General features: G+C 33.2%; 23 protein-coding genes. 1 reads left to right on the top strand and 22 read right to left on the bottom strand.

The genetic code is table 11. The features are described from left to right. Nucleotides 1–31 precede the first annotated feature (31 nt). Nucleotides 32–1,018 carry an SDR family oxidoreductase gene (locus MJ611_RS10495; RefSeq protein WP_250429725.1) on the top strand — a complete coding sequence of 329 codons (987 nt, stop codon included), beginning with the start codon at nucleotides 32–34 and terminating at the stop codon, nucleotides 1,016–1,018. A 73-nt stretch (nucleotides 1,019–1,091) separates the two neighbouring features. On the opposite strand, the gene MJ611_RS10490 is transcribed toward MJ611_RS10495, so the two are convergent. The 22 genes from MJ611_RS10490 to MJ611_RS10385 form a co-directional block, all read right to left on the bottom strand. Beyond that, nucleotides 1,092–1,835, bottom strand: a complete 744-nt coding sequence (locus MJ611_RS10490; protein WP_250429724.1) for a glycosyltransferase family 2 protein — start codon at nucleotides 1,833–1,835, stop codon at nucleotides 1,092–1,094. Nucleotides 1,836–1,876: 41 nt separating this feature from the next. After that, on the bottom strand, nucleotides 1,877–2,443 hold the full coding sequence (locus tag MJ611_RS10485) for a WcaF family extracellular polysaccharide biosynthesis acetyltransferase (protein WP_250429723.1): 567 nt from the start codon (nucleotides 2,441–2,443) through the stop codon (nucleotides 1,877–1,879). Continuing rightward, complete coding sequence (locus tag MJ611_RS10480; RefSeq protein ID WP_250429722.1) at nucleotides 2,440–3,609, bottom strand: glycosyltransferase family 4 protein; 1,170 nt, start codon at nucleotides 3,607–3,609, stop codon at nucleotides 2,440–2,442. The genes MJ611_RS10485 and MJ611_RS10480 overlap by 4 nt, the downstream gene beginning before the upstream one ends. Further along, nucleotides 3,609–4,589 carry a glycosyltransferase family 4 protein gene (locus tag MJ611_RS10475; RefSeq protein WP_250429721.1) on the bottom strand — a complete coding sequence of 327 codons (981 nt, stop codon included), beginning with the start codon at nucleotides 4,587–4,589 and terminating at the stop codon, nucleotides 3,609–3,611. The genes MJ611_RS10480 and MJ611_RS10475 overlap by 1 nt, the downstream gene beginning before the upstream one ends. A gap of 9 nt (nucleotides 4,590–4,598) precedes the next feature. Then, nucleotides 4,599–5,984, bottom strand: a complete 1,386-nt coding sequence (locus MJ611_RS10470; protein WP_250429720.1) for a hypothetical protein — start codon at nucleotides 5,982–5,984, stop codon at nucleotides 4,599–4,601. Nucleotides 5,985–5,996: 12 nt separating this feature from the next. Next, nucleotides 5,997–7,121 carry a glycosyltransferase family protein gene (locus tag MJ611_RS10465; RefSeq protein WP_250429719.1) on the bottom strand — a complete coding sequence of 375 codons (1,125 nt, stop codon included), beginning with the start codon at nucleotides 7,119–7,121 and terminating at the stop codon, nucleotides 5,997–5,999. Further along, on the bottom strand, nucleotides 7,122–8,129 hold the full coding sequence (locus MJ611_RS10460; RefSeq protein ID WP_250429718.1) for a CgeB family protein: 1,008 nt from the start codon (nucleotides 8,127–8,129) through the stop codon (nucleotides 7,122–7,124). Nucleotides 8,130–8,153: 24 nt separating this feature from the next. Next, nucleotides 8,154–9,275: a glycosyltransferase gene (locus MJ611_RS10455; protein ID WP_250429717.1), complete on the bottom strand. Its 1,122-nt coding sequence runs from the start codon at nucleotides 9,273–9,275 to the stop codon at nucleotides 8,154–8,156. 11 nt (nucleotides 9,276–9,286) lie between these two features. Then, nucleotides 9,287–10,258 carry a glycosyltransferase family 2 protein gene (locus MJ611_RS10450; protein ID WP_250429716.1) on the bottom strand — a complete coding sequence of 324 codons (972 nt, stop codon included), beginning with the start codon at nucleotides 10,256–10,258 and terminating at the stop codon, nucleotides 9,287–9,289. A 7-nt stretch (nucleotides 10,259–10,265) separates the two neighbouring features. Beyond that, on the bottom strand, nucleotides 10,266–11,432 hold the full coding sequence (locus MJ611_RS10445) for a glycosyltransferase (protein WP_250429715.1): 1,167 nt from the start codon (nucleotides 11,430–11,432) through the stop codon (nucleotides 10,266–10,268). A gap of 34 nt (nucleotides 11,433–11,466) precedes the next feature. Continuing rightward, nucleotides 11,467–12,354 carry a glycosyltransferase family 2 protein gene (locus MJ611_RS10440; RefSeq protein ID WP_250429714.1) on the bottom strand — a complete coding sequence of 296 codons (888 nt, stop codon included), beginning with the start codon at nucleotides 12,352–12,354 and terminating at the stop codon, nucleotides 11,467–11,469. Beyond that, nucleotides 12,338–13,372 carry an NAD-dependent epimerase/dehydratase family protein gene (locus tag MJ611_RS10435; RefSeq protein ID WP_250429713.1) on the bottom strand — a complete coding sequence of 345 codons (1,035 nt, stop codon included), beginning with the start codon at nucleotides 13,370–13,372 and terminating at the stop codon, nucleotides 12,338–12,340. Before MJ611_RS10435 ends, MJ611_RS10440 begins: the two co-directional genes overlap by 17 nt. A gap of 31 nt (nucleotides 13,373–13,403) precedes the next feature. Beyond that, the gene (locus MJ611_RS10430; protein ID WP_250429712.1) at nucleotides 13,404–15,131 is read right to left on the bottom strand and encodes an asparagine synthetase B family protein; all 1,728 of its coding nucleotides are present in this window, start codon (nucleotides 15,129–15,131) and stop codon (nucleotides 13,404–13,406) included. A gap of 9 nt (nucleotides 15,132–15,140) precedes the next feature. Then, the gene (locus MJ611_RS10425; RefSeq protein ID WP_250429711.1) at nucleotides 15,141–16,328 is read right to left on the bottom strand and encodes a glycosyltransferase family 4 protein; all 1,188 of its coding nucleotides are present in this window, start codon (nucleotides 16,326–16,328) and stop codon (nucleotides 15,141–15,143) included. Nucleotides 16,329–16,668: 340 nt separating this feature from the next. Then, nucleotides 16,669–17,382: a DUF1919 domain-containing protein gene (locus MJ611_RS10420; protein WP_250429710.1), complete on the bottom strand. Its 714-nt coding sequence runs from the start codon at nucleotides 17,380–17,382 to the stop codon at nucleotides 16,669–16,671. After that, nucleotides 17,348–18,223, bottom strand: a complete 876-nt coding sequence (locus tag MJ611_RS10415; protein WP_250429709.1) for a glycosyltransferase — start codon at nucleotides 18,221–18,223, stop codon at nucleotides 17,348–17,350. The genes MJ611_RS10420 and MJ611_RS10415 overlap by 35 nt, the downstream gene beginning before the upstream one ends. 51 nt (nucleotides 18,224–18,274) lie before the next feature. Next, nucleotides 18,275–19,303, bottom strand: coding sequence for a hypothetical protein (locus MJ611_RS10410; RefSeq protein WP_250429708.1), 1,029 nt, complete (start codon nucleotides 19,301–19,303; stop codon nucleotides 18,275–18,277). A gap of 108 nt (nucleotides 19,304–19,411) precedes the next feature. Further along, nucleotides 19,412–19,960, bottom strand: a complete 549-nt coding sequence (locus tag MJ611_RS10405) for a GNAT family N-acetyltransferase (protein ID WP_250429707.1) — start codon at nucleotides 19,958–19,960, stop codon at nucleotides 19,412–19,414. Continuing rightward, nucleotides 19,938–20,918 carry a hypothetical protein gene (locus MJ611_RS10400; protein ID WP_250429706.1) on the bottom strand — a complete coding sequence of 327 codons (981 nt, stop codon included), beginning with the start codon at nucleotides 20,916–20,918 and terminating at the stop codon, nucleotides 19,938–19,940. The genes MJ611_RS10405 and MJ611_RS10400 overlap by 23 nt, the downstream gene beginning before the upstream one ends. Next, nucleotides 20,905–21,615 (bottom strand): WbqC family protein, encoded by a 711-nt coding sequence (locus tag MJ611_RS10395; protein WP_250429705.1) that lies wholly within the window; start codon nucleotides 21,613–21,615, stop codon nucleotides 20,905–20,907. The genes MJ611_RS10400 and MJ611_RS10395 overlap by 14 nt, the downstream gene beginning before the upstream one ends. Nucleotides 21,616–21,618: 3 nt before the next feature. Next, nucleotides 21,619–22,704, bottom strand: a complete 1,086-nt coding sequence (locus tag MJ611_RS10390) for a DegT/DnrJ/EryC1/StrS family aminotransferase (protein ID WP_250429704.1) — start codon at nucleotides 22,702–22,704, stop codon at nucleotides 21,619–21,621. Between the two features lie 12 nt (nucleotides 22,705–22,716). Continuing rightward, nucleotides 22,717–24,006: an ABC transporter ATP-binding protein gene (locus MJ611_RS10385; RefSeq protein WP_250429703.1), complete on the bottom strand. Its 1,290-nt coding sequence runs from the start codon at nucleotides 24,004–24,006 to the stop codon at nucleotides 22,717–22,719. Nucleotide 24,007 lies beyond the last annotated feature (1 nt).

The following is a 24,007-nucleotide window of genomic DNA, read 5'->3' as shown; positions in this document are numbered from 1 at the left end:
TCTTTATTCACCTTTTATAGCATAACAGCTTATGTATGAATTAGCTTATCATACCAAAGATATAAGTAACAATAGCTTTCTGGTTACCGGAGGCGCTGGCTTTATAGGCTCCAATATCGTAGAGTATCTACTAAAGTATGGAGCCAAAAGAGTTCGCGTGCTTGATAACTTCTCTACCGGCTCTCCTGCAAACATCGAGAGCTTTCGCAATAACCCCGCCTTTGAGTTACTCGAAGGGGATATTCGCGATCTGGAAACATGCAGAAAGGCACTAGAAGGTATAGATTATGTCTCGCACCAGGCAGCACTTGGTTCTGTGCCACGTTCCATCAATGATCCTATTACCAGCAACGAAGTAAATGTCAGTGGATTTCTGAACATACTGGTAGCAGCTCGTGATGCAGGAATTAAACGAATGGTATATGCAGCCAGCTCCAGCACGTATGGCGATCATCCTGCCCTGCCAAAAGTTGAAGACAACATCGGCAATCCTCTATCCCCTTATGCAGTGACCAAGTATGTAAACGAACTATACGCAGGAGTTTTCTCTAAAGCATACGACTTCCATACGATAGGGCTACGCTACTTCAATGTATTCGGTCCCCGCCAAAATCCTAAAGGTCCGTATGCAGCCGTAATTCCTATCTTTATTCAATCAGCACTGAACGGAGAAGCACCCTTTATAAATGGAGACGGAGAAACTAGCAGAGATTTTACCTTTGTAGAAAATGCTGTTCAAGCAAACATTAAAGTTTTGCTAGCTGAAAATATAGTTCAGCATGAAGTCGTGAACATTGCATTTGGTGATCGGACAACCCTGAACCAACTATGGGAACGAATTAGTAATACTGTAGGTAAAGACTTGACGCCACAATACAGAGAGGAACGAAAAGGCGATGTAAAACACAGTTTAGCTGATATTACTAAAGCAAAAGAGTCTTTCGGCTACCAACCTGAGTTTTCAGTGTTAGACGGGCTTGATCTAACGATAGACTGGTATAGAAATATTAAGGTATAAGAAATCAGTATAAATTTTTATAAAACAAACAGCCCTATTACAATGCGTAGTAGGGCTGTTTGTTTTGATGGTATTATATAAATTGGGTTATTTTTCTCAGAGGCTTTAGATAACGGGTGTAGAACTTTGGTTTCAGACCATTCATAATCCAAGCGTTGTAGTCTTCGTTGTTTGCCCGGATTCGATTTATAAGCGTTACATTACTCTTTCCCCCCACTCTCATCCTTACTAAAATTTCTGGGATATAATGCGTACTGACACCGTGCTTGTAGAGGTAGCGTAACATCAGTTCATAATCAGCTGCACTCTTAAACAACGTGTTGTACAAACCTAACTTCTGATATATTTCGCGTTTTACATAAAAGGTAGGATGCGGCGGCATCCAGCCATACAAAAAACTTTGCCGGTCATAGTTCCCAGATTTCCAGTTGCGGATCACTTTCTGCGGTTGCTCCCGATCTACATATACCAAATCCGCATAAACACTATCCGTATTATGTTTTTGAAAAGCTTTTGCTACTGCAGCTAGGGCCTCCGAGCTGTTGAAAATATCATCCGAGTGTAATAAGCCAATCACATCACCAGTGGCCATACCAATGCCTTTGTTGATTGCATCATACAACCCTTTGTCTTTCTCAGAAACAAATTTAGTGATGCAGTCACCATAGCTCCTTATCACATCTACGGTACCGTCAGTGGACAGGCCATCTACTACAATATATTCAATGTCAGGATACGTCTGTCCCAATACAGACTCGATAGCGTCCGCTATAGTTTCACGGTTATTATAGACGATGGTGATGATGGATACTTTCACGCTATTATTTGTAAGTGAAGCTGCAAATATAAGAAGAAGGGCTATAGTATCTCACGTCTTCGCTTCGGCTCTGCCGGATTACCTTGATAAATAGTATAAGGTTCTAAATTGAGTGTTGCAACAGAGCCAGCAGCCAACACGCTATGCGAGCCACAGGTAACGCCAGGACATACAACAGCTTTTGCCCCTACCCAACTTCCTTCCTGAAGTAAGATCTCCCCTACCTGCAGATCAAAGGTTGTTCTTTTATAATTATGGCTACCCGTTAATAGCATAGCTCCCTGCGACACCGTTACATGATCTTCCAGTCGGACATGGGTAAGATTATCAATCCAGACGTTCTCCCCTATCCATACATGATTGCCAATATGTAACAGCCAGGGATATTTGATGTTTACAGATGGTTTAATAACAACGCCCTGTCCAACCTTAGCCCCAAAAAGGCGCAACAACCACACTTTAATAGAACCAACAGGGATAAGTGGATTCAGGAAGAGGAGGACATTAACGAAATACCATAAAGTCCTTTTTATAGTACCTGCACCGGGGTTATACCAGTCGTTGTTAAAAGAGGCGAGATCTACTTTACGGTTATTTTCAACGATCACAGGTTAGAAGATTTAGAGAACATCTGATGATTTTGCTCAACAGCTTCTTTGTTGTGAATAAATTGCTGCGCATAATTAAATGCCTGCTCAGACCACATATCAAAAACATCCTGCTCTTTCAACAATAACGTTTGTATAGTCTGAACAAAGCCTTCCGTATTCGAAAGCGGAAGATCATATCCAACTTTTAAAGCCGAAAGCCCTTTCCAGGGCGTCTGATCGCTGATCAATACAGGACAGCCTGATGAAAAACTTTCCAAAATAATATGTCCAAAATTTTCACCGCGAGTGGGCATGAACATGGCATGATATCTACAAAGTGTTTCTACTACTTTTGAGCTATCTAAACTTCCTTTATAGTTAACAGAAATATTGTCCGGAAGCCGCTTTATTACCTCCTGACACTCTTCCCAATAAGCCTCATTATAGATAGGTCCGTAGATATCAAAAAGTATGCTACCATCGAATCTACAGTCCTCCAAAGCTTCTAATGCATACTTGGTGTTCTTCTCCGGAGAAATTCTTGCTATACTAACCAGCTTCAGTTCGCCTTTTAGTTTATCTCGTTTTACTATACTTCCTGTTTTTGCGGGCTTTGGTAAGTTTGGAGCAACAATTACAGGCTGTGTTTTGCCAAATATATCTTGTATATGTTGCTTTTCAATATCATTGGTCGCGTGAAACCGAACGTTACGATAAAGACCCAAGGACTTCGCAACCTTAAGAAACAGCTTCTTTTTATTTCCCTTTACATTTACGGCGCTGGGCGCCAGCATACCACGTGCAGAGACAATGGTATGAACATGCCCCATACTCCTTAAGATTACCAGAGGTAGAATTGAGAAGTAAAACGAGTAGATACCATTTATAAATGCAGTATCCGGATTCGCTTCAGCCACAGCCTTAGCTAATTCACTGTAGCAGAGCTTATCTTCTGATATGTAATAAACCTGTACATTTTCTTCGAGCTGATTCCACTCGTTCGATCTTACTGCAGGATATGGCTTCTTTTCACAGTAATCTGTGTCGCGCGTAATCACCCAAAAATCAAACTCATCCTTCAGGTGAGCAATTAGATTAGCACAAGATTGAATTGGTCCGCCTGCTTTATAACCTGGTAAAAACCAGTCAATGAAAATAAGTACTCTGGATTTTCCTTTACTCATCACATCTTTTTATATAGATCCAGGTACATTTGTGCCACTGCTTTGTTGCTGAAACGCTTCACGTTCTCTAGTCCTCGAACAACTAACTTTTCTCTCAATACATCATTTTCTATTAACGATAGAAAAGCACTTCTTATTTCCGATACATCCAAAGGGTTAACTAAGAGAGCCGCATCCCCAGCTACTTCTGGCATTGAGCTACAACTACTCGTTACGACAGGCCTACCTGTAGCATTAGCCTCTAGAATAGGCATACCAAAGCCTTCAAATAAGGACACAAAGGTAACAATATCTGATTCAGCATAAGCCTCTCTTAGTTGTTCATCAGTGAGACCTATTTTGTTGATATATTCTATATTGTTTCTTTTCAGGCGCTTTACTTGTTCATCACTCAACTTGCCAACAATCATCAAAGTACATGGTATAGCATTTAATGCTTCTATAGTTCGTTCAAGGTTTTTATTATATTTTGTCCCCACTTGTAAGATTGTGGGCTTTATTTTATTGAAGTTATTAGGAACGTAAGTAAACTCCTGAGAAATGACATTAGGAATTACTACCACTTTTTCGGGATCAATCGAAACATGATGTAATAACTTTTGCTTTGTAGTCTCGGACACAACTGTAATCCACTTTACTCTGGCAACAGGCATCTGAAGCCAAAAATATTTAAGGAGAATGTTAGCTAGAGTATTTTGCCGTAAAAGTGATTCAATGTCATGGATTGTAAGGATTGTGTTGTTTTTATTTAAAAATGCTGCGATAAAATTTACATCGCCAGTAATATGATTGATTCCTTTTTGAGTCTTGTATGCTTCAAAGCAAAGTAGCAGGCGATTAAATATACCTGCACTTGGCTTTGAAAGATAATGATTGTTGATTATAACGGATTTAGGAAACTGTTTTTGCACATTTAAAAACAAATTCTCAATACTAAAAGCACCCGGTCGGGATTTTCTAAAGAAGTAAGTGATTTGCACGAGTTTTACTTATAACCGAATACCGAAAAACTTTTGAAAAGACCAGTAGAGCAGCCACGTAATAAAAGCAGCTTTTACCAAGTGGTTAAAAACAGTAGTAAAATCTGTTTCAGCCTTTACTACCTGTAAAAAGATTAAAGGTATCCATAGGATAAGTGAAGGGTACGTTTTTGCAAAATAATATATAGCAACAATTCCAAAATTAAAAAGCAACCCAAATAAAAACATAAAAAGAATTCCACCGTACTTACCAAAGTTTGCATAAAATTCTCCAAGCGGACTTATATTCATACTAGTACCTTCCGTCAGAGTAAGACCAGAAAACCGTTCAAAATATTCTGTTCCTCCAGCTACATATTTTTCGGGATTTAAAAATCTAGGCAATAAACTAGCAGATATACCTTTAAAAATTGTTTCTCCTTCTGCATAAGGTTCTACTTCTGGAGTATAGTAAAGAATGTGGCCTACAATCCAACCTTGGTTGATACGGTAGATAAAACCATTAATGCTTAGTTCAGAGAAAAGCAAATCAGGATCCTCTAATCTTTTCTCGATTAAGCTTTGAAAGTAATTCGTTTTATTTTCAATTGGAACTTCTCCATACCATAATGCATTTCTATACTCACCTTTTACAGATTGCACTAGAAAGAGTAAAAATAACCCTAATACTGTAACTATTGATTTTATAAAAAAACTATACTTCTTTTTAACAGTTATAAGGAGTATTGCGAAAGTTATCCACAAAATTAAATCATGAAACATAGCGCCGGCAATAGCATCTAATGCTAGCATTCCAAATACAATAAAGGAAAGTATTAACTTCTTTTTGGAATCAGAATAGAACAAATAGAATACCCCTATAAATTTCAAGTTGCTAAGCAAGAAGAAGAAGAATGCAAGTCCGCCCGGGGCAAGCGATCTTAAAAAAGAAGTAATGAAACCTATAACAATCAAGATAAGAGCTGCATTCTCTTTATGCTTAAGATAGATTTCAAGTGAAGACAGCAATTGAGGAGTATCTTTTCTTCCTTTATATACCGGTAAATAGAGCCCTAATACTAATGCAATAATACCAGGTATAGCGTAAGTGAAATAGTTTTCCTCTGGAATAGGTAGATGATAATAGTCTATAGTGTCTAGATAAGTATAACTTAATGCTGGACCTAACAATAACTGTAAAGAATAAATGAAAGAAATAATCCCTCGAATGGCAATATCATTATTTAACTCACCCAATAGAGATAACAGAATAGCTATACTTAAGCCGGTAGCAAAAACATTGTAATATTGAAGATCAGTATATACAGCTAAAAGAATAGCAAATAATATGAATGAAAGAATTGGAATACTCCAATAAGGTAATCCGAAATAGTTTATTTTATATGATTGGTTCAATAGCATTTGAATTTATATCAGTTCGTGCAGTAAAATACTATTAACGTTTTCGGAAAAATAATTGTGCACAAAAGGATGTAATCCTTCCTTTGATATAGCTTTATCTACTTGGAAATCGAAAAGATTTTCAAAATCGACTTTGATAACTTTAGGAAAGGTATCTTCTTTAATATATGGTAGAATACCAATCATTTTATCTGAAAACCAAACGTCTAATCCACATGCTAAGTATTCGAATAATTTATTCGGAGCATTATAAATGAAGTTATATGAAAGTCCTTTATATAGTATAACTCCTGCATCATACCCTCTTAATAAAGAAGGTATTTCTTTGTAATCAACTCCGTTCGGGTAGAACCTTATAATTTCATTTTGGCAGGAAGTTAAATAACCTTCTGTTTCTTTGTCAAGATTATAACAGTAAATATCAAAAGTTAATTCGCCTTTATGGGCTAAAACCCAATTGCAAAATTCCTTAATATAAGTAGTAGCCAACGATAGAGAACCAATATAAACAACCCTTACAGGTTTAATTATTCTGCCCTTATTTAGATCTACGGGTCTTGACCATTCTGAAGGAGGATAGTTAGGAAGTATTTTCATTTTGTTCTTCTCAATAAAGGGGTAGTCGTGTAGGAAAAGAAGAACTCTATCTTCGTTTGTATGAGAAATAACGTTTGACTTTTTAAATAAATACTTTACTTCTAACTTATGGTAAAACTTTACGAGCTTCATTCCATGGATATACCAGTCTTTAGTAAAGTATTCATGAAAATGAATAATAAGCTTAGCCTGAGGATTAATGTATTTTAAGTAAATAAAAGCTGGGAAAGCAGAGTAAGACTCATAATATAAGATTGTATCAGGTCTAGAAAATAATAAACAAGAAATAGTGTAGAAATTAAACCACAATTGTTTAATAAAACTTAAAAAGGAGCTATCTGATTCTTTAGGGAAAGAAGTTCTTTTAATAGAAATATTCTCTGAAATAAATTTTCTCCTCCCTTTGACATTTAATGATGAATAAACAGTAATTCGTAATTTATCATCATTTTTTTTGTCTAAGAAATTAATCGTATTAATGATAGGCGGATAATATTCAAGAGGTTGAAAATGTATAATAGCTATCTTTTTCAATTACAAAATTTTATTTAAAATTCTTTTAATTATTTCTTCATATTCAAACCCACCAACTTCAACTTTTTGAGTGCCTTTGGTGGTTAATTCTTTGAGTTCATCCTTATGTTTCATATAATAGTTAATCTTATCGATTAACTCCAAATGATTTGAATAATATATCACCTCATCTGATTTATAAAAAGAGCTTATCTCAAAATTCTCTTCAGTCAGAAGAGCGGTACCACAAGCAGGAATCTCAAAGGTGCGGGTAGTGTGAAGTTCAGGAACCCATTTTGAAACTGACCCTAATGCAAAGAGCGCTGATGATATAACATTTGCATATTCTTCACCATAAATACCTTTACCTATGTAAGTAAGATTGTCATTTTTTCTATTTGCCTTAGCAAAATTTTCCCATTTTATACCAGCTAGCTTTACTTTTAAACCTTCTTCCAATAGAAACTTTATAAGATCTCCTCTTTCTCTTTCAAAGTGCCCAACGAAAACTACACCTTCCTTTTCTTCAAACTTATGGCGAGGATAATGTAAATATTTGTCATAACCTTGTGTGCAGTAAATTATTTCACCTCTGCAGTTACGCTTATATTCCTTTATCTCATATAATTTCGTTGTGACTAAATAGTCATATAAATGGCAAGAATTTTTAAAGTGTGTTGAGTAATGGAAAACAAAAGCTGGATCGGGAGTGAAATGTACTAACTTTCGTGTCAAGCTTCTTAAAATAGAAGTCGTAGTTTTTGTTATAAATATACCTTTATCTACCCAAATTAAATCATATTCGTAGCGGCTAACATGGTTTAATATATATTTGTTGATTTTACCAATCAATGGTCCTAATTTATATCTAAAACCAATACTTCTTTCTAAATTTGATGATTTGAAATAGGGAATATGTGTATCAATGATTTCAAAGGTTGCCTGATTACCAATAAGATTCCGAATTTTTTCAGCTCTCATCCTAGAGGTAGTTCCTTCAGAGTTTTGTCCTATATAGAGAACTCTCATTAATAAATAATTAGTTTATCTTTTTTACTTGACAAGATTTGTTGCCTTTACACTATCTGTAATCTTTTGACCAATTACCTCCCATGTCAGTTTTGAAGTCGTATACTTTCTCGCTTCAGATCTTAATGAAAAATATCTCTTTTTGTCTTTAATTATATCCAACAATGGCTGACTGAAATCCTCCGCATTAAATGGTGTATCTACAACTATACCAGTAACTTGATCTAAAACGAATTCGGGTATTCCAAAACTTTTGGGTACTATTGAAGGACAACCATAATAACCTGATTCAATTAGTACAGCCCCCATGGTGTCCATAATAGTAGGGTGAATGAGGAAAAAAGCTTTTCCAAGCAACTCTTTAAATTTTTCGAAATCTTTTAAGTTAGTTTTCTTAAGTAAACCTGCATAAACTATACCATTAATACCTAATACCGAAGCCGGAGGTTTCTGTCCTATTATTGTCAAAGTAGACTCAGGATAAGCAGATTTAATTTTTTGAAAGGCTTCAACACATATATATCCACCTTTTTTTTCAAAGTTTAGAGAAATAAAGAGGAAATCTTTTCCACCTTCATATGCATCAACTTGTGGAATAGGAATGTTACCACCAACCCAAACTATCTCTGCATTGTGAAATTTACAACTATAATGTTTTTCAGCCTCATGTAAGGCCCAATATGAACCAAAGAATAAATTAGTAGCATTAAGAAGAAATTCTTTTTCCAAAGTTTTAATCCTTTCAACATCTTTTATGTCAAAGGATTCTGGAGAAGAATAAATACTTAGATAAGTAGGAAAACATGCATCCAAATAAACTCCGTAGGGCTTATTGAAATAACACTTAGTCCAGACCATCTGTCCGAAAAAGAAATTATAATCAGCTAAAGGATCTAGCTGTTCAGATACAATATCTTTGATATGGAATAACCTCTTATCGGATAGAAAGTGAAAATTCCCTCTAAGGCCTAGTATTCTTTTAATTTTGGAAAACAGCTTTTCAGATGCTATACTTTTGGGATTAACAGGGCCGATATAATTTAAATTAAAAACTTTTGATAGCTGCTCAAATATTTTGCTGTTAGTACCATTCCAACCACCGCTTATGCTTTTTAAATCCTCTGTAGAAATAAAGTTTATTTTCATTGTTATCGATCTCAATAATTCTGAAATTTATTTTTTATAAAATTAAAAAGCTTCCTTAGTTTTAAAGCTTTGTTGAAACCTACCATTCTCGTTAGCCTTGATAGAGTTCCCCCACCAACAGGTTCAAAATAAACAACTCCCAGTTTATATAACTCTATCCATGCCTCTTTACTTAGTTCTGGATATTTATCTTCAAACCTATATATAAATTCCGCAAAATTTCGAGCTAAAGCCTTTTTTACTTCTAAGTTAAAGTGTGTTACAGGGATATTATCCATGTATAATTTATAGCTTTTTAAAAGTGATTGAGCTTTATCTTTAGAAAACGGAGCTCTTGAGATACTATTGTTACTTGAAGATCTATAGTATACGAATGAATTAGAGCAGTAAATTATACTTTTAGATCTTGTTATAACTCTTGAAAAAAATTCACCATCTTGATTTACTGTCAATTTTTCGTTCCATGGCCCAGCAGTTTCGATCAATTTTCTTGGTGTTAACCAGATTGAAGTCTGACCTACACCTCTGCCGCTCCATGAATCAATTAACCAATTCAATGGGAAGTCGTAACTTTTATTTATTCTCTGTAGTTCAACTTTCCAATCAGTAATATTTTTATGAAATCGTCCCCAAGCGCATGAAGCTATAGTCTCAGGACCGTTTGTCATTAATAATAAAAGTTGATTTTCTATTTTATTTTTAGAAAGGATATCATCTGCATCTAAATATTGAATATAGTCTCCTGTTGATTTAGCAAAGGCAAAATTACGAGCTTTGCAAGCTCCACCATTTTGAATTGAAAAAACTTTGACTTTTTCTGATTCAAAAGATTTTGCTATAGAAAAAGAGTTATCAGTAGAACCATCATCAACTATAATAATTTCAATGTTTTTCCAAGTTTGATTAAAAACGGATTTAATTGCTTCTGTTATAAAATTCTCAGAGTTAAATAATGGTATAAGAATCGATACTTTGGGAATCACGATGTTATCAGTTTTTTATCTCACTTAATAGATTTGAAATGGCTTTGATCCTTCTCAAAGGATTAAGCTCTTTTATTACATTCGTCCTTCCAGCCTCACCAAATCTTTTGATTAACTCTACATCTTCTAATAATAATATGATCTTATTGGCCATTTCTTCATAATCATATTCTTTAACAAGGAATCCTGTTTCTCCGTCTATAACATTTTCAGGAATTCCATTATGTAAAGTTGATACGACTGGTATATTAAGTGCTGCTGCTTCTGCAATACTTATAGCGAATCCTTCTTGATCACCTTGATACGAAGTAACACTATGTTGAGCATAAATCCAGTGCCTATTTAAGATGGGCAAAGATTTATCACGAGAAAGGGCTCCATACAATGTAGTACTCTTAGCTAACCCCAGAGAATTGATAGTTAGTTCTACTTCTTTTCGTAGAGGCCCATCTCCAATGATAGATAAAGTTGTATTTGGCAACTTATCTACTACTAGTTTGAAAGCATGTAATAATGCTATGGGGTTTTTCTTAGGGGTAAGTCTTCCCAAAAACGCGATTGATGGATTTAATTTGAATCTTTGGTCCCAAGGTAATGGTTCATATATTGCTGCATCTATACCAAGTTTTATGACTTTAATCTTGCTGGAAGGACAACCCTGGAGTATTAATAAACGCTTAATGTGATTAGAAGCAGCAATTACATAAATGGCTACAGCAAAAACTTTTTTTAATTCAGTTCTATAGTAAAAATCATTTAGTGATGAAGTAATGTCAAATCCATGAAAATGGACAATAAATGGTATCTTTCTACTTACCAAAAAATCTTGAATAAGAACTGAAGTTGTACCATATTCAATAAAGGCTACATCTAAATATTTATTTTTAAGTTTCTTATCAAGATTATAATAAGCAAACTTCTTCTTAAACAATAATCTTAACCTGCCACCTGCTAATAAAAACAATTTATTAACAAACCAATTTGGATAATAATCGATACTAATTTTAGTATATTTTATCCCTAAATTTTTTCCTAATTCAGAATTTGTATAAGTTTCTATGCTAAAAATTTCTGATAAACCTAAAATTAGATCAGATATAAAAGTTTCTGAGACGGCTACGCTTTGGGTAAAATAACCAACTTTAATATTTTTAAGGTTAGCTTCTTCTCTCATTCAAAATACTTTTCTATTTATTAAGATGAATACCTTAACCTTTAAATCCGCTTAATACATTAGATAAATCTAAATTTGCATCTTGCAATAGTTTATAAGCACCCCTAAAGTCTTTTTCTTTAATAAGTATAACCAATATCTTTCTAGCTAATTTATGCTTTAATTTAGCAATTGCTAAACTCTGTTCATCTTTGGAGAGTGGGCTATCAATATTTGTGATAATTTCAGTATTGGCAAGGTATTCTTCAATTATAGGAGTTCTGTTTTTTAATCTTATTTTTGATTCCTGTTGCTCATGTCCTCTCCACCAGTATAAGCCTGTGATCATCTTAACTACAGGATAATGTAAGGAAAGTGTTCTCCACAATAAAGCGTCACTAATATGTCTATTTATTCTAAATCCACCTACTTTGTCAAATGCTTCTTTTAAAATTATCGCTGACCCAGGTGAACAGCTAAGGGTCAATGGACCATTTGTTATAAAATGTTGTTTTAGAGCTTCATAAGAATTTACTTGGATTGGATACTTTTCATAATGGCTATGCTTAGTACATATTCCATAGCCTGCCTGAGGAAATGCCTGCATAGATTCGACCATTACTTGTAAACCATGGTTGTAAAGAACATCATCCGCATCTAAAAACTTTAAATATTTACCTTTCGCTAGTGAGGCTGCCTTATTTCGATTTGGATAATCTCCAAGATTTATATCGTTTTTTACAACCTTAACTCTAGGATCAATTTTCTCATAGGTTTTAGCGATCTCAAAAGAATTATCCGAAGATCGATCATCTAGAATTATATATTCAAAATCTGTAAAGCTTGACGATAAAACGCTTTCTATAGTTTCTGCTATATATTTTTCCCTATTATAAAGTGTAGTTATAACACTTAAGGTTGGAGCATTAACAACCATTTTCATCTGATAAATAATAATCTTTGTACCATCTTACAAAGTTAGCTAAACCATCTTTAAGAGAAGTATTAGGTTTAAAATTTATGACCTCGTTTAGGTCTGACGTATCCGCAAAAGTAACAGGCACATCGCCTAGCTGCATTTCAGTATAAATCATATTTGGCTTTATACTAAGAAGATTACCAAGTGTTGTAATAAAATCTAGCAGATTAACTGGTTTACTATTGCCAATATTGTATATTTTATAACGTGCGCTTGTAACTATATTAGCTGGTACTATATCCATCAATCTTATTATACTCTCTACTATATCATCTATATAAGTAAAATCACGAAGCATATTGCCTTGATTGAAAACTCTAATTGGCTTGGCTTCTAAAATGGCTTTAGTAAAAGAAAAATAAGCCATGTCTGGTCGACCTAAAGGCCCATAAACTGTAAAGAATCTTAACCCTGTACAAGGTATACCATATAAATGAGCATAACTATACGCAATTACTTCATTAGCTTTTTTGGTTGCAGCATATAATGAGACCGGACTATCAGTCCGATCAGTTGTTTTGAAAGGAACAGACTCACTAATGCCATAGACAGAACTTGAAGATGCAAACAATAGATGTTTTATTGCATAATTCCGACAGCACTCAAGTAGATTAGTAAACCCTACTATATTACTTTTAATATAAGATTCTGGTGCCTCTAAGCTATACCTAACACCTGCTTGAGCGGCTAAATTAATAACTATACTAATTGAAAAGCGTTTAAATAACTTATCTAAATTTTCTTGATCAGCTAGATCAAGCTGAACAAAATATGCACCCTTATCATTCTGAATAATTTTGTTATAAGAAATTTCACCTATTGTAAATCCTTGTAATTTCAGCCTCTCAAGCTTAAGGTTAACATCATAATAATCATTGATGGAATCAAGACCGACTACTTGGAAACCTAATTTGATTAATTTAACTGTTAAATGATGCCCAATAAAGCCAGCACTTCCAGTTATTAAAATATAATTATTCATTACGTTTAAGTATGTTGAAAGCTCAAAGCAATTAAGACCCTAAGAAGTCATTAATATTTCTTTTTAGTATATATAAATTATGCCAAACAATAACATCTAAAATATTTAGCATTTTTTTAAAATCATTATAGCTTTTCATATTATAGAAAAGCCTTTTGACTTCATCAGCTTTAAATGGTTCTTCGATATTGAGAATGTTTAGTAATCTTTCTATTTCTTTGGTTCCCTCTTTTGGTAAGGAATTACCTAAATCAAATTTTTGTTTAAGAAGATGCTTTAATTTTTCTAGATAAGTAGGTTGAGATAAGTTATTTAAAAATACTAAATTAGGATATAAATATGCTTGTATATCTTTATTAAGTGTTTTACGCCTTCTAATATCTGGATCTATACTGAAAGAGTATTCCTGAATATTGTTATCTGCAAGAGGATATAAGATAATCCCTCCATTTTCCCAAATATTTTTTGCCATTAGAATCATTGCATTACGCAAGCGATTTTTAAGACCAAAAATGAGGTTTGAGTTTATGCCTTTGTTCCCTAATTCTATATTTATAGATGTTTTTATAATCTTATCGCTCAAGTAACGCTCTGTAAAAAAAGTAGCATATTCTTCTTCCAATGATTTTATCAGATGTATATCACCATCTAATTTATTAAATCCAAATTTTGTTTCTATTTCATAGCTTCCTGATAAAAATCCGTCTCCTGCAAATCCATCAAGGATAATCGAGTCCTGATCTAATTGATCTATTAAAGGTACAGCCCATAAATGCTCATTACTTAATCCATCTACCATCCAGCACTTAAGAACAAAATCATCATACATTTTGCTTTTCTTGTATGTAATAGTCTTAAAAGGTACACGAAGCGTTTTGGCTAATACAGAAGCTATTTTTACATCTTTAGTGGAATTGGGTTTGTGTATACTTATACCTTTGATATTTTCTCCCTCATTGAATTTGGATATTTCAGAAGCAATAAATCGAGAATCGAAACCACCCGACAGTAGTAATTGATATTTCTTTCTATAGTCGTAATATTTTGTTAAAGAAGTTGGAATTATTTTTGCTCCTTGTTCTAAAGCTATATTATAATCATATATAATAGTTTTAGAAATATCATTCCAAGACCAAAAATTAATCAATTGTACTTTACGCTCTTTTACCTTCAAATAAGTCCCGACAGGTAGTCTACATATATTAGTAATCAATGTATGGTTGCCAAGAACATATCCAAAAAATAATCGTTCATGTAAAGCTACTTTGTTAATTTCTGGAACATTATTAAGTTGGTTAAGAAATTTAACTTCTGTCGAAAATGCTATATACTCATTAGTCGTTATATAGAATATTGGGAAAAATCCACCTCTATCTGAAATAATAGTTAATTCATCAAGGAAAGAATTATAGACAACCAAAGAAAAAAGTCCTGACAAATTTTTTATGGCATTGTAACCTTCAGTCTTTATAATATTATAAATGTTTTCACATTTAGATAGTTTGTCATTATAATTTTTATTTTTTTCTAAATCAATTATATTTCCATAAACAGAAATAAATACAGTTCCGTTTTTATCAAAAATTACATCCGACCAATATGTTGGTATAGTTTCACTGATACTTGCTGATGATATTGATAAATTACCATTTTGATAAAAACTTTTATTTTTAAAGTTTTTATAGTATTTATTAAAATAATCGAAAGTATTGTTACTACTTTTTTGATTTAAGTGATATATTCCAAAAAATTTTGACACAGCTTATAATTAAGAAATAATCTTACCTATTACTTTCCTAATCGCTTTTACTAAAAAATTAGGCAAATATTTTGAATCCAGTTTTGATCCTATTTTGATGTAAGGTTTTTTTGAAAAATTATTATAAGGCAGGCCATTTATTAGCCTCTCAAATTCATTTATATTTTTTTGTGGATTAAACATTAGAGTTATACTGTTCAATGAATTAATCGACATCTCTTCAAGTTTTTCTCTATTTACATGTAATAAAGTAATTTTGTCAGAAAAGGCTTTTATATCTCCTACAGGTAATATAAATCCATTTTCTCCATCTGTTATTACATCAGGATAACCACTGTCTATGTCAGTAACTAAGGGTATAAGACCAACTTTCATTGCTTCAACTAAAACAACAGGAAGTCCCTCTACTCGTGAAGGTAAAACAATCAAGTCATTAGCTGAACATAGTTTTAACACATTTTTATTATCTACTTTACCTATCCATTCAACATTCTCAGCACTATTCCAGCGTTCTTTTAGTTCATCCTCATCTCTACCAAAACCTATTATATGCCACTTTACAAGCACACCATTTTGCTTTAGCATTTGATCTATCTTAGGCAGATCAAAAATTCCTTTATGCCCATTATCTAATCTTCCTGCATATAAGACCCTTAGCCGTTTATTAGTATTTTTAAATCTTTTAAAATTAGAATGAGGATAAGGATAATAAACTTTATGAATATTATTAAGTTGGCCTGGCAATAAACTCTTTAGCTTGGTGTAAACTTTGTTACTGTACGTAAAATATAAATTAATATTATTTTGAAATTTTAAAGCAGTAGAGTAATAGTAGTTCATATCACCATGCAACATAAAAGCAATAGGATTCTGAACTTTCAAAAGAGCAAGAAGTGCTAGCGAATGGCTATCATTAGTAAAAAGAAATGTTTCTTTATTATCAAATTTAGCTAGTTTCGCCAACCGTCTGGCAACAGAATACAGGTTTTCATATTTAGAATAAAATATTTTAATAACAGGAAGTCCTGCCATAATATTTGGATGCCGCTCTATTTTTTTATCTACATCTACTTGATGATGCATTATTATTGTAACATCAAATAAATCTTTATTAAGAAACATAACAATATAGGTGACTATTATAGAAACTCCGCTATAGTCATCATTCAAAAGAAAATATATAGGTCTTTTACTCATGAAAATCACTATGAATTTGTATAAAATAAAATTTGACTACTAAAATTTAATTAGTGTAGTATGGAAACGATTAACCTAATAGAGATAAATCTCTCTGCTATTTATCCGGGACAGATTTAACATTTTCATTACAATTTGCCTTATCTAAAATGTAATAGTTTTAGTATCACCAGCCCTTTGTTAAGTAATGACTTTATTGCAGGATGATTTAGATAACCCGCACCATTTATCGACAACTGTACAACATATCCTGCTTCGATAGCTTCTTCGATAATCTTCAAAGCAAGGATCTCGCTACCACCTACACTACCGCCTTTTGTAAAAATAAAAGTTAACTTTACTAGTTAAATTTTTTAGGATATCCTATAAATCTTAAACTCTTAAATATCGCAGAACCAGTAGTGGCCTGTTTCATATTCAACCATTCGACAATATCTACTAAGTTGTGAGTTGTATCGAAAAGTATTAGATCCGCTGGATCTTTAAGCTTGAAATTATTTTGATAATTATATTTTGTTTTAGTAAACGATATTAAATTTTTGTATGGTAAAGCATGAAAGTCCTTTATCAACTCAGGAGTACAGTGATCTCTATCATCAAATTTAAAAAATATAGAATTTATATCTTTAGGCAACTTTTTCTTCCTTCTATTCCACTTCTCAAATGCCTCTTTCTCAGACTTATAATGAAGAAAATGTATTTCTACTTCATTATTCAAAAAACCTACTGGGTACTTTTTACTTTGATGTTGACCATATCTCGAAGCGTTAGTAAATTCAAGTTCACAATTCAGGTAGAACTCAAAATTCTTTAATAGCTTTATATAGCATGGTGCATTGATGTAAAGCCCTACAAAAGGTGTATTATAAGGTAATCTAAGAACTTGATAAACCCCTCCTCCCCAACAATTATTAGAAACTATTGCAAAATCTTTATTTTTCAGTCTTTTTTGTAATATAATATCAACTACCTTTTTCTTGATTTCCCAATCAAATTTATATTTTAATTTATTGTACAATTTAGAAAGAAGAAAAGGAGGATTTAAGGAATCCATAGCTAACTATTTTAATAAAATTATTAATATGTTTTCTGCTAAAGGGTCTGATTATAACTGATTTAAAAAAATATTCTACAATTATACTTGTAGGAAAATTGTACTTAATCATTAAATCATTTAAAACTAAATAACAACGAAAGTCTATTAAAGCTTTTTCTTTTTTTGAAAAGTTACCTATATACCTTGGTAATAGATGGCGATATTTTACATGATAAGATAATGAGCTTACAAGCCAGTCCTTATTTCTTTTACCACGTGAATAATGTTCTACAACAATGTCCTTTGAAACCACAATTTTATAGCATTGTCCTAGCCTTAAACTAAAGTCAATATCATAGAAATGAAAACCTAAAATTTCCTCATTAAATAAAAATTTTTCCCAAATTGATTTTCGAGTTATTAACAACATACCATCTAACACAGCAACTTCAGGGCTGATGTTGCCATTCTCAGATAATACTTCTTTACGAGCTGAATCCTCGGGGAAGAAGGCTTGACTTACATAGTAGCTACTTGGTACATCTGTCCACATGGATGGAATAGCAGATTTATATTTAGCGCCACAGGCACCTACCAATCCAACGTTCTTATCGTTGAAGGCATCAATAATGTGTCTGCCCCAATTCTTTGTGTGAAATTGAATATCTTCGTGAGCAAAACAAAGAACCTCAAATTTTGCTTTAGACGCACCATTATTGTAGACTTTACAAATGCCATCATTAGTTCCTCTGTTATCTATCGATATGATTTCATGAGGCACGCCTATAGTTGCATGTATATTTTCCACTAGGGATTCTAAAAGAGAAGGTCTAACTGAACAAATAATAATTGAAATCATTAACTATAGTAAACTTTTGAAAAATGTCTGTTTTCGCACTAACATAAACAACTAGCCATTTATAACCATATTGTAAAAACCTTCTAGGTTTTTCACGACTTTTTCAGGTGAGTTATGACACAAAATTAGTTGTTGAATATTATTAGCATAATTCTCATAGGCATCTTTGCAATCAAGCCCTTTAATTCTTGACTCAATATTATTCAGTAATTCTTGGTAGGAGGTAAATACGGTTTGCGGTAATTCGTTAGAATTAAATTCACGAGGAAAGAATAATGGATCATACACACTAAAACCTATACCAGATTTCATGAAAGCTCCTGCGAAGTAATTGTCAAATCCCTCACCAAAAGATATACTCCATTTCGCTCTTCTTTGTATATTCTGAAAATCATGAAAAGCCATATTCCGAATTTCGACACACTTTATATCTAACTTCTTTTCTAATAACTCAACAACCTTTCCTTTCAAAGGATTCGGATCAGGGGATATGATACAAATGTCTTCCTTTGTATCGAAAGATAGCTTATCTATGGGATAATTATAAAACCAGGAGCTGATGAAAAAGGGTGGATAAGCCAAGTATGAATATGAAATATTAGTGTTGGCTTCGAAACATAATGTCATTGTAATTCTGTTGAATAAGTACTTATATTTTATAACTGTAGCTTCAACAGGCATTAACGATTGATTTTGATTAAGAATGTTCAATGTTACCTGACTTGCAAAATCAAAAAGATTAGAGTTGATTATTTCCTGGCAAAAGAATTCAAAATAGCATTCAGGAACATGAACAATGACTTTGCTATTCTTACTAATTTTATTCTTTATTAAATAAAGGTTTAATATATTATAATCATTCGGAAACCAGTCTGCTTTGGTGTATGAAGGCAGTTTTGCTATAGTTACCGGATAAACATTCTTAGTGGGGAACATGCTTTTGGTCTGTTCCAAAAGAAAATAAATAGACAATATCCCTCCTGATCGTATATTGAAATGCGGATGCAAAAAGAAGAGTATAAAATCATTTTCGCCAGCACTCATTTCTTCAAACCTAGAATGTTGTACTCTATATTTCAAAAATTTGTAAGCGAAGTTGAATTTACGTTTAAACTTATTTAACATCCTCAAATTGAATCAAATATAAAAATTAAAACCAGTATAAGAGTTAATGAAAACAGTGTACTTCTATAACCCGTAATTCTGCTTTATTTCAAAATACTCTTCTCTAATTACACTTAAAAGCCATTGACTGTTGTACTTCCCATTTTTATACAGTCTATTACGCATAAGACCTTCTTTCTTAAACCCTACTTTAAGTAACATCCGCAGAACTGCCTCATGATTCTCTAAACACTCTCCTGTACAACGCTCCATTCTTAATTCTTCGAACGCATATTTTAGTATTTTTAATGCTACCTCTGTTCCTACTCCTTTGCCAGATTTAGTCTTATCAATTTTTATACCGCTCCAGAAACAACTTCCATTTCGGAAATCAATATCAGTTATAGAAGCATAACCTATAATTTCGTCACTATCCATAAAAGTAATAGCGAAATATATGCTCGTCTGGCTATCACCTAAAATTATTTGCTCAACCCATTTTAAATCACGTTCATAGGAAACTGGGCGCTTAGAACCGCCGATAAGTTGTTCCATTTCCTCCTCTTGCCTTAGCTTATTTATAAAAATAGCGTCTTCTAATTTAAAAGGTCTAAATTTTATTCTGAATTCCATAGTAGTATAAAATGTGGTTTATTATGTGCGTCATTGACTCTTCATTGTATCTTTGGTCAACAGGTAAGTATACAACATTTGAGGCCAAAGCATATTCTAAAGTATTCTTACCGGCAGTCTTGAAAACATTAGGCCAGTAAGTTGCGGTATATATTTTCTTAGTAGCTAACCAATCGCGAAGTTTATCATTATCTGTGTAGAAAGGATAAACCAAAGGGCCCTCAATATGTATCTCGTCAAGCCACTGAAATTTATTATAGTTTCTTAATATGTTATGTAGAAATGCAAAATTATTATTCCTCCTTTCAAGAGCCCAATCATATGTTATTCCATTTAAAATACTCTTCGTAAGCTTAGACATTTGCATGATAGGCTTATCCGCTAGATCATTCTCATTATTTTTATAAGATTCAAAACCAATTTCAGGCTCAGTATCGAGGCGGAGAAGCAAGTGGGAACATCGTCCTGCAGAAATATCCTGAGGAAAGGCTTGATGAAGCAAAGCTGTTGTTGAAGCGTATCCTCCGTCTGGTAAACCAAAGAACTTCCTAGGTGAATAAAAAGTATCTACTCCTACAAGTGGTCTACTAAAAAAAGCTTGAGCATTGTCTATAATTAAATTACATATACGATGGCTACTACTTGAAATAAATTGAGTTTTAAGTCCAAAATAATTAGTATATAAAAAAGCTTCGTGCTGCTCAAGAATTGGTACATCTACAGGCTCCAATCTTGAATCAATTCTGTAAAAAGAATATTCTATATTGTGCTTATGAATTGGCTCAAGTACAGCATCACATGTAAAGTATGGAATATAAACCTTTTTATACTTACGAGCTAAAAGAATATACTCAAAAGCGTTACGTCCTGTATTTAACTCAACTAGATCACTATAATATGCCTTCCCAGGATTTATGTGTAGGCCTAAATATCCACCTATTGCTTCAGACAAGCTCATACTTATTTAGCATTTCTCTAATGGACGCCGGGTCATTGAACATAAGCACATCTATAACTGACAAACGAGATACAAAATTATCTTTATCAAATTGTGTGTAAGGTACTACAGTGGGATTTATGAAATCAAGTAGGATACCGTCGTTTTGAAATACTTCCTTAGAATACAATTCTTGCCCACCTAAAGGATTTATATAGTGGTGCGCTTGCTCTTTATTACAGATATCTAAAACTCGTGTCTGCCCCTTAAGATGACTGTTTTGATACACAACAGAAGATGGGACGATTTCTGTTCGTATATCTAAGTAATCCATGACTGCTGTCAAGCTATTTAGTGCTAACTCTGAAACTGTTCCGGCTCCTTTATTTAGCACTTCAGATACCAACTCAATTGAATTAGTAAAATAAGGTGCTTTCCTGTAATTCTGAATAAGTGTTTTTATAAATTTTTCTGACCAAATAAAGTAAAACTTATTATTTAATTTAGTATCTCTAATTAAACAGAACGAACTAGCATTTTCAAGCGGGACTGTAAATAGAAATGGTTGATTATTTACAAGTATATTATTTCTATTAATCCACCCTTGCTTTATAAACGTAACATCATCATAAATTATAAACTTATTGACTAAATTAATCAACTGGAAATAACCTAAGTAAGGAAATAAATATGGCTGCATTATGCCAATACTTCTCATATCCTAATAATTTAAAGCTCTAAGTATCACCCTACAGATCATATCTTGATCCTCGGTAGTTAAATCATGATAAAGAGGAAGGCACAAAACTCTTTCTGAAATGCTTTCTGATACAGGGCAATTTTTCTTAGCAACATAATTAAGCGTATTCAGAGATGGATAAAAATACCTCCTTGGATAAACCCCTTGCAAATTAAGAGCTTCAAGAGTAGTAAGAAGCTGTTTTTCAGTTTCAAAAACAACCGGAAAATAAGAAAAGTTATAATTATCTGTACCTTCTGTTATTTTCATTAACTTAATTTGCTGTTTACCTGATAAAGTATTCTTGTATACCAGCCATTGCTTTTCTCGTTTTGCACGAATTTCTTCAATATAATGAAGCACACAAAGTCCCATGGCAGCATGAAACTCAGAATTCTTAGCATTTATTCCCACCCCATCGAAACTTACAGGAGAAGTATGTCCAAAATTTCGAAGTAAAGCCATTTTTCTAAGTAGTTCAGGCCTTTGGGTAAAAACAGCTCCACCTTCAGTAGTATGGAAAAGCTTAGTAGCATGAAAGCTAGTGGTGCTTATATCACCATACATAAAAATAGATTGGCCTTTATAGGTCGTACCAAAGCAGTGAGCTGCATCATAAATAATTTTTAGCCCATGTTTGTCTGCAATAGCTCTAATTGAATCAATTTCACAAGGATTACCGAAAACATGAGTAGCTAATATAGCAGATGTTGAAGGAGTTATGGCTTCCTCTATTTTAAGAGGATCTATATTAAATGATCCAGGATCTATATCAACAAATATGGGTTTACATTGCTCCCAGACAATTGAGGAAGTAGTAGCAACATAAGAGAAAGGAGTTGTTATTATTTCCCCTGTCAATTCTAGTGCCTTGATTGCAATTTGAATTGCTACTGTTCCATTGTTAAGAAAAAGTAAATGTGGTATGTCAAGATAACTTTTTAGCTTTAACTCAAGCTCATTTACTAATGGACCATTATTTGTTAGCCAACCTCTTTGAAAAATACTTTTTGTATAGGATTGGTATTCTTCTATCAATGGTAAAAATGGCTTAGTAACGGGTATCATGTTAAATTTAACTTAGTTAGTATAAGAAATATCCCAAGGAAGGTTATATATTTTAAGTACGCCTTCTTTACCTCCTGATGCGCCTATATAGCCGTTAGATAAAGGTAGAATCTCAAAAGACAAAACATCTTTCCACTCAGTCATTATATGACCCCGATTTTTAACTAATAATAACCTACCAATTGTATAAATACCTTCATTTAATATATTAGGGGGAAAACTAGTTTTGATATTCAGAAAACCACTCCCATATTTTTGAGGCTCATGTGATACTGCCGTAGAACCTACATAAATAAGTATCCCTCTTTCATCAAAAAGATGATAAGTAATGTCAAGCTGTTGAATGCCACCAATTTGATTATAGATATCGAATTCAAAAGAAAAACCGGTACCAGTTGTAAAAAAGCTACCAGGATCATGCTCATTTATAACTTTAGCGCTCAATAACTTTGCGTTAAAGTTTCCTGGAGCGTTATCTAAAGTATATGATTTCGATAGTTCACCACCTTGCTTAGTATTTCCTAAGTATGCTTTAAAACATTCTTCAATGGTACTATCTAATTGCAACCCTCCATTGCTCAACACAATGCCACGGGTGCAAAGATTTTGTACTGCTTCCATATTATGACTAACGAACAAAACAGTTTTACCACCACCTTTACTCACTTCCTGCATTTTACCTATCGCTTTCTTTTGAAACTCAGCATCACCAACGGCAAGAACTTCATCTACTATCAATATTTCTGGATCTAGGTGAGCAGCCACAGCAAAAGCAAGCCTAACGCGCATGCCTGATGAGTACCTTTTTACAGGGGTATCTATATATCTTTCAGTACCAGAAAAAGAAATTATCTCATCCAATTTAGAACGTATCTCAGCTTTAGTCATACCAAGAATTGCTCCATTCAGGAAAATATTTTCACGTCCGGTTAGTTCCTCATGGAAACCTGTACCAACTTCCAATAATGAAGCGATACGACCTTTTGCTTTTATTGCTCCTGTAGTTGGAGCAGTTACTCTCGAAAGTAACTTCAACAAAGTAGATTTTCCGGCTCCATTTTTACCAATAATGCCTAAGACTTCTCCCTGCTTTACTTCAAAATTTATGTCTCTCAAAGCCCAAACATATTCGCTACTTCCTTTTGTAGTACGGTCGTTTAAATCACCAACTTTTAGGTAAGGGTCTTCTTTACCTCTAATCTTATGCCACCAGCGGTTCAGGTCATGTGATAAAGTACCTGTTCCCAATTCACCTAGCCTGTACTGTTTCGACAGGTTTTCAACTTTTATTACAGTATTCATT

Origin of the sequence: Pontibacter ruber, assembly GCF_023630205.1 — a bacterium.
Lineage (GTDB): Bacteria > Bacteroidota > Bacteroidia > Cytophagales > Hymenobacteraceae > Pontibacter > Pontibacter ruber.
The sequence above is the reverse complement of the archived record's forward strand: the minus strand, read 5'-3'. Positions and strand labels throughout refer to the sequence as shown.